Annotated in this window: 6 protein-coding genes and 1 pseudogene; 1 reads left to right on the forward strand and 6 read right to left on the reverse strand. The window is 46.8% G+C overall.

The window, feature by feature from the left end:
- From O9139_RS22320 to O9139_RS22345, 6 genes and pseudogenes are all read right to left on the reverse strand, one after another.
- Positions 1-1204, reverse strand: a pseudogene (locus tag O9139_RS22320) (IS3 family transposase); the annotation flags it as partial.
- Between the two features lie 82 nt (positions 1205-1286).
- The gene (locus tag O9139_RS22325) at positions 1287-2534 is read right to left on the reverse strand and encodes a DUF4153 domain-containing protein (RefSeq protein ID WP_270881631.1); all 1248 of its coding nucleotides are present in this window, start codon (positions 2532-2534) and stop codon (positions 1287-1289) included.
- Position 2535: 1 nt separating this feature from the next.
- On the reverse strand, positions 2536-2751 hold the full coding sequence (locus tag O9139_RS22330) for a helix-turn-helix domain-containing protein (RefSeq protein ID WP_270881632.1): 216 nt from the start codon (positions 2749-2751) through the stop codon (positions 2536-2538).
- Positions 2752-2761: 10 nt separating this feature from the next.
- Entirely contained in the window at positions 2762-3244 is a 483-nt protein-coding gene (locus O9139_RS22335; protein WP_270881633.1) for a DUF2975 domain-containing protein, read from the reverse strand.
- Between the two features lie 141 nt (positions 3245-3385).
- Entirely contained in the window at positions 3386-4450 is a 1065-nt protein-coding gene (locus O9139_RS22340) for a DUF4037 domain-containing protein (protein WP_270881634.1), read from the reverse strand.
- Positions 4451-4523: 73 nt separating this feature from the next.
- Positions 4524-5765, reverse strand: coding sequence for a multidrug effflux MFS transporter (locus O9139_RS22345; RefSeq protein WP_270881635.1), 1242 nt, complete (start codon positions 5763-5765; stop codon positions 4524-4526).
- Positions 5766-6051: 286 nt separating this feature from the next.
- Here O9139_RS22345 and O9139_RS22350 point away from each other — a divergent pair, with 286 nt between their 5' ends.
- Entirely contained in the window at positions 6052-7275 is a 1224-nt protein-coding gene (locus O9139_RS22350; RefSeq protein WP_270881636.1) for an MFS transporter, read from the forward strand.
- Positions 7276-7486 lie beyond the last annotated feature (211 nt).

Below are 7486 nucleotides of genomic sequence, written 5' to 3' on the forward strand. Positions count from 1 at the left end.
TTCATAATGCCAAAGAAGTTCTCCATCACCGCGTTATCGTAACAATTTCCTTTGCGTGACATGCTTTGGGTAATTCCTTGTTTCTTCAAAGCATGTTGATACGGCTTCATCTGGTAGTGCCAGCCTTGATCCGAATGTAGGAGGAGTTCATCCTCTTCGGATAAGCGTTTAAAGGCCTTATCTAGCATCTCAGAGACTAAGGAATAAGTAGGGCGGGGCCCTACTGTGTAAGTGATAATTTCACCGTTAAACAAGTCCAAAACAGGTGATAAGTACAGCTTTTCTCCAAATAGCTTAAATTCCGTAATATCGGTAACCCATTTCTCATTTGGTTTTTCCGCGTGAAAATTACGATTGAGTACGTTAGGTGCAATTTTACCTACTGTTCCTTTATGGGAACGATATTTCTTCATACGCACCACTGATTTCAAGCCTAATTCTTTCATGATACGCTGCACTTTTTTATGATTAACCCGATGTCCCCGATTATATAGTTCATCACGGATACGACGATAGCCATAACGTCCTTGATGTTCGATGTAAATGGATCGAATAAGGAGTTTTAGATCTTTGTCTAGATCGGGCTTATTCAACTGCTTTACCCAGTAGTAAAAGGTACTACGAGGGATGTCAGCAAACGCTAGCAATGCAACCACCGGGAATTCAAGCCTTAATTCATAGACTACTTGTGCTTTGTCTTGTTTGGTGATTTTTCCTTGTTTTGAACTAAGGCATTCAACTTTTTTAGATAGGTATTTTCCATACGCAAACGTTCTATTTCTGCTTTCAGAGCTTCAACTGAACCCTCCGCAGGTTCTAGTTTTTTCGAATTGTTCTCTTTCTTATTTGTCATAAGTGGGCGCCCCTTTTTCTTTGATTTCAGGGCGTCCTTTCCATCTTCATTAAATTGATTGCGCCATTTTCTAATGATCCCAGGGGAGGAAATATTAAAAATGACAGCAGCTTCATTTGGAGACGTCCCATGCTCGTTCATATAGTTGAGTACGTCTAGTTTAAATGACATGCTGTAAGCTGTATAGCTCTTTTCAAAAGCTTTTACCCCGTGATATTCGTATTGCCTAACCCACATACGTAAAACTTCATGGTTTATCCCTAATGATTTTGCAACGCTTTTAATTCCTTCCGTACCATTCTGATACTTAAAAATGGCCTTCAATTTCTCATCTAAACTGAAATTAGGCAAAAAAACTGCACCTCCATTGTTAGTCGTGTCTAACAAATGGGGTGCAGTTCACACACAGGCCGGCCGCCTTTCGCCAATCTTTTTATCTAAAAATAATCGGAAAAACAAATGTGACGATCGCGGCCCATACGCCGTAGAGCGGCAAATACTTGGTAACCGCATTTTGCACGATGAAAGATCCGGCTTTCCCTCGCAGAAACTGCAGATATGGAAACAAAATCCAAATCAAATTCGCCCAGATCAGGATATTGATGCCCAAGACAGCCATTCTATTCGGCGTAATCCCATAAGAAGAAAGCCTGAACACGATGGCTGATAAGGCCACACTGTCAATGATAAGTGCAAGAATAATCAGGGCAAAATTGATATAATCCGAAATCCCCCTGTTCGCTTCGGTCCCGTTTTCCGTAATCGAAAAGATGGTCACAGCCAATACACAAAGCAATATACCGTTAAAAATCATAAGGAAATTGCGGTCCAGAAACGGATTTTTCCCAACGCCAATGACGGTTATTAGATAGACCACCAAGGTGACCAGCACAAGCGGACTGAAAATTTTCGCGATATAGGGCGCGATATGTCTGGACAATCGAAGGTTCCGCGATACCAGGTATGTTGCCACGACAGTGAGAGCGGCAGCCCCGAATAAGACGACGTTTTTAAAATAAAACTCACTGATCTCCATCCCGGCCACTTGGAATAACTGATTCGTTAAGCCGAAGAGCAGCATCCCGCTTATGGCCATGCTGGCGTACAGGATGCCAAATTCCCCATTAAACTTCAGATAAGCTAATCTTGTGTTCCCTCGACCATACTCATTGCCTGTAAAAGCAACCCCCACTACGACCCATAACAGAATGGGCAGATGCATATATGCGAGGATCGTACTATCACTAGGCTTCAGCGGCAGCAGATTCAGATATACGCCGGAAATTAGGAATATCGACGCCAGGACGTAAATCACACTTTTGCGAGGCGGATTATTATATATAAAATAGGCAGCAATAAAGGGCAGGATGCCGAAAATCAGGTTAATCGGCGCTATCGTTTGCTGCTCTACATAGTGGAACAGGATTCTGCTCGCCAGTCCTGCCATTAGGGCCAGAATGCCCATGGACATGAAATTTCTTTGCCAGAAAGGAGCTGTCGCTTTCCCTCCTGCTTCCTTGAAGTGCAATCTTTCGTGCCAGGCGGCAAGAAGCAGAGAATCTTGGTTTTGCTCCCACACACTGGGGAACGATTTCTTGAAAGCTTCGGGGTCTTTGCGAAACATTTGCTCCAATTCATAAGGATTTGTTCTATGGTGGGTGATCAAATGACTGATGTCCATGTCATTCCTCCTCTTCCATTCGGTATTCCAGAATGTCTCCCGGCTGACAATCTAATGCTTTGCAAATCGCCTCCAAGGTTGAAAAGCGAATCGCTTTAGCCTTTCCATTTTTCAAGACGGACAGGTTCGCCATCGTAATGCCTACCCTCTCCGAAAGCTCCGTTACGCTCATTTTCCGCTTCGCCAACATCACATCAACATTGATAATTATCGCCATAAGCTCCACCTCAGACCGTCAAATCGTTTTCTGATTTAATATCGATAGCCTCTTGCAGCAGCCTTTGGAGCACAGCCGCAAAAACCGCGATCACCATGGCGGCAAAAATCAGAATCAATGCGATGACGATGATTCCTGGGGCATCGTCCTTCTCCGCAATGAGATACAAGAGAGGAAGGCCAATCACATACAAGCCGCTGAAAATAATCGCACAATATTTAATTACTTTCAAAGCCTGCACCGACAATTCCGAGAAAGCTTTATTCTTGTCAATGTAGCTTAGCAGCTTAAAGGCTTGGTACAGCGCCCAGAAAAAAGGAATCGCCGTTGCATACAAATCGATGTCAACGAGAAGTTGGACGTAAGCGTGGTCCGGGTACAACTCTGCAGCAAAACTGCCGATCTTGGGTAGCAAAAAGATGCACAGTGCCAGCACCGGGATACCTATGAGAACGATGGCGACCTTTAAAAAGAGTGTTGTTCCTTGTTTCATAAAAGCACCTCACTTCGTTGTTTTCGATTATTAATTTAGCACACAATTTATCGTTTATCAATAAATTATTTTCGTTTTAAACGATATTTTTATTCCTATGCATAAAAAAAAGCACCCCCTAACGCAGCGGGATGCTTACTTCTATTCGAGAATCCGGTTATAAAACGCGCGAATGACGTTTCTATTTTCGAACGCTGTGCCTTGGCGCCATTGGCTCATTAATTTGAAATCGGTATTATCGGATATCTGATCAATTCCGCCAATTAAACGTATCTGGGCTAATTTGCGGATGATTGGGTCGCTAATTTGACCAGCAATCGCTTGGGCAAACGTACCACCCTGGATTACCTTGAAAGGACGATCAAAAAATAATGACACCTGTTCTGTCATAGCTTCTGTAATTTCTAATCGATTATGCAAGCGAGCTATACATTCATAAGCTTGGCATAAGGCGTCTTCGCGCTCTCTCCATGTTCCGGACGATTGCACATGCAGCAGCAGCGGAAGCAGCGCGTCCGCGCAGCTTAACTGCTTGAACGCCGTTCCAAACCATTTTGGGTACGGTGCGTATTGACGCTCCATGTGAAAACATAGGTTCATGATATCATGAACAATTCTAGCTCCGATGATGGACGATCCCAGCTCATCCCTTACATACCCGGCCCGCAGCAGCAAATGCTCTTCTTGTCCGATCCGATTCCACGTGGATGCCAGCATATATAACCATATGTCATGCGGAAAATAGTGCAGCTGCTGACGGATCGTTGTAAGTTGCCCCGTATCATCGCGAAAAACTTCCCCGCCCGTAAGCTCAGCCAACGTTTGCGAAGGGAACGTGAGCCAGTCCAGCAGCTCCATACCTTGATCGATATCAATGGCCAGCTTAGATTGAACAAACTGGGCGATGGACGTAATCACCGTCTGCCTCACGTCTACCGGATATCCGTAAAATTGAGCTGGCAGATCGGCTTGCAACGCTTCTTGGACATCGCTTGCCAGGTGCAAATCTTCCCCCGCAAGGAACAGTACGACGCGGGGGCCCCAATCGTGATCCGTGGACATCTCGGTATCATAACCGAGCACCTCGCTCCCTGGACCGATCAGCGCTGATGCATAGCTGACTTGCGGGAAATGATCAGCAAGGACTGGTTCTACACATTCGTTATGAAATCGCTTGCATAACTCGGCACCTCGAATAAAATCCATAGATTCACCTCTAATCTATCATATAGCAAGAAACGGAGCCCGCAAACCTGCGAGCTCCGTTTATATTGAAAAATTATTGTGTTATGACTGCATCTTGCTGTTGCTGTTTGCTTCTGGCTGCCGCTTTCTCGCCTTTTTTCACGAGGAGGAAATAAGACAGCATCGCAATTGCGCTCGTGGTGAGGATAATGACACCGAGCGGAACCGCTGTGTCTTCCCCGGCAATGCCGACCAGCGGCGAAACGACCGCCCCGAGCAAGAAAGGAATGACGCCCATCAGTGCAGCAGCGCTGCCGGCCATATGCCCTTGGCTCTCCATCGCCAGCGGGAAAGCTGCTGTGGAGGTAATCCCGATGGATGCGACGAAGAATACGAGCGGGATCACAAGCGCATACAGTGGCCCATGGAAGATGGACACTAACAAGACGGCGACACTGGCTGCCGCGGCAAGCCAGAGACCGAGCACTAGGAATGTCTTCTCCGATACGCGATGAGCCATCCGGCCGACCAGCTGCGAGCCGATGATCAACGTAATGCCGTTCGACCCAAACAATAGTGCAAACACCGTCGGGGACACCCCGTAAATGTGCTGATAAATGAACGGCGTGCCGGAAACATAGGCGAATACACCGGCGATCATGATGCCCTGCGCGAGCATATAGCCCGTAAAAGAGCGGTCACGCAGCAAGGAGCCGTAGTTCCGCAATTGCTGACCAAAATCGCTCGGGCTGCGGCGCTCGACGGGCAGCGTCTCTTGGAGCCGCCATTTGGTCATGGCGAACAAGTAAGCCCCGATCACCGACAAAGCAATAAAGACGCCGATCCAGCTGGAGATCGCCAGCACGCCGCTTCCTGTCACCGGCGCCACCAGCGGCCCCAAGTTACCGACGAGCAAAAGCAGCGAGAAAAACTTGGTCAGCTCGTGACCGCTAAACATATCGCGGGCAATTGCGCGGGAAATAACGATACCGGCCGAGGCGACAAACCCCTGCACGAGCCGCGCGATGATCAGCGTCCAAATACTTGGCGAGATCGCACAAGCGAGGGAGGCGATCACATAGATCGCCATGGAAATGAGCAGCGGCTTACGTCTGCCATGGACGTCGCTGAGTGACCCCATGACGATTTGGCCGACGCCAAGCCCTAATAAACAGGCGGTTAAACTAAGCTGAACGAGGGAAGCTGTCGTCCCGAATTGCTGAACAATCTGCGGGAAAGCAGGTAAATACATATCGATGGTAAAAGGTCCGAGCGTCGAAAATAAACCGAGCAGCAGCGCTAATCGGACCGCATTCGGGTTGTTTTTGTTCGTCATCGTATGGTTTTCTCCTATTCTTCATTCCGTATCCGGAATTCTGATCTTTTTGTTGTTCAACCATAACATAACTGTATTGTTTTTGACAACAGTTTTATACCGATTTACAAAATCAACAAGCAGCCGGCCCAAGAACTTCCTGTGAAGCTGCATCCAAGAACCTAAATGACCGCCGCCTTTCACAGTTCATACTGTAAAAAAGTAATAGATCTAATTCCTATGGGGATACTACACTTTGTGGTCAAGGATGGATTTCTATTAAAGAAGAAGGTTAGGTGCCCGATTCATGGAGCAAGGGAAAAAGTGGGACTTACTATCGATTGCGTCTATACCTCTTATTATGACACTCGGCAATTCCATGTTAATCCCCGTGCTCCCGGCCATTCGCAGCAAATTAGCCGTCAGTTCTTTTCAAGTTAGTTTGTTAATTACGATTTATTCGGCAATCGCAATTGTCCTAATCCCCCTTGCAGGGTACTTGTCAGATCGCATTGGGCGAAAAAAAGTGATTATCCCCAGTCTGATCATCACCGGTATAGGCGGGTTAATCTCTGGTATAGCAGCCTGGATGATTGACCAATCCTATGTTGTAATCATGCTGGGCCGACTGCTTCAAGGCGTCGGAGCGGCCGGCGCTTTTCCGATCGTCCTTCCGCTTGTCGGGGACATGTTCAAGGAAGAAAGCGAGGTTAGCAGTAGTCTTGGCATTGTAGAAACAGCGAACACGTTCGGGAAAGTGCTGAGCCCCATATTAGGCTCCGCTTTAGCGCTAGTGTGCTGGTTCCTCCCTTTTCTTTCCATCCCTGTATTTTGTCTCATTTCTACCTTACTGGTTGCTTTTCTAGTTAAATCACCATCTAAGAAAGAAGAAGAAATGATTCCGTTTAGAACCTTTCTAAACCATGTAAAAGCTATTTTTCAGAGGAGTGGTCGATGGTTATACGGGATTTTTGCTATTGGAGGCATATCTATGTTTGTCATTTTCGGCACTTTATTTTACTTGTCAGATATGCTGGAAGATCAATACAGTATCCATGGAATTGTCAAAGGCTGCGTACTGGCCATCCCATTGGCTGCGCTCTGTTTAGCTTCTTTTATTACCGGTAAAATCATTGGACAAAACAAACGCTTAATGAAGTGGATGACATTCGGCGGCATGGCGATCGTTACAGGTTCGCTTGTATGTTGCGGTTTATCTCATTCCTTGCTTGTTCTCATCATATGGATCAGCTTTTGCGGCATTGGCATTGGCGTTGCTTTGCCGTGTTTGGATGCCATGATCACAGAAGGCATTAAAAAAGAGGAGCGCGGCAGCATCACTTCCATTTATAGCTCCATGCGATTTATTGGTGTTGCCGCCGGACCGCCTCTTGCCTCCATTCTAGTTAAAAAATCACCGGAACTAATGTTTTATTGTTTGTCAGGGACGTGTGTGATCGCAGCTGTTCTTGCCTTATTTGCCATAAGACCAAGTTCCAACCAGCCATCAGCTTCACAAAACATCAGATAAATAAGCTGCAGCTAAACGGGGAGCAGCCTCCTTGCTTATCCTGCAAATATGGCAGGATAATGCACACAGCCTCGGTGGCGGCCGAGTGGGCGGCCTGCCACACGCAGCCCCGCGTACACTTCGGCACCCAGCGCAACGCGTAGTCCGGTTTTGCCCAATTGCAGAGGGGCTCGAAGCGCTGGCACGCGCTGCAATCCGATTTCACCCAATT

Source organism: Paenibacillus aestuarii, assembly GCF_027789125.1.
Taxonomy (GTDB): domain Bacteria; phylum Bacillota; class Bacilli; order Paenibacillales; family NBRC-103111; genus Paenibacillus_E; species Paenibacillus_E aestuarii.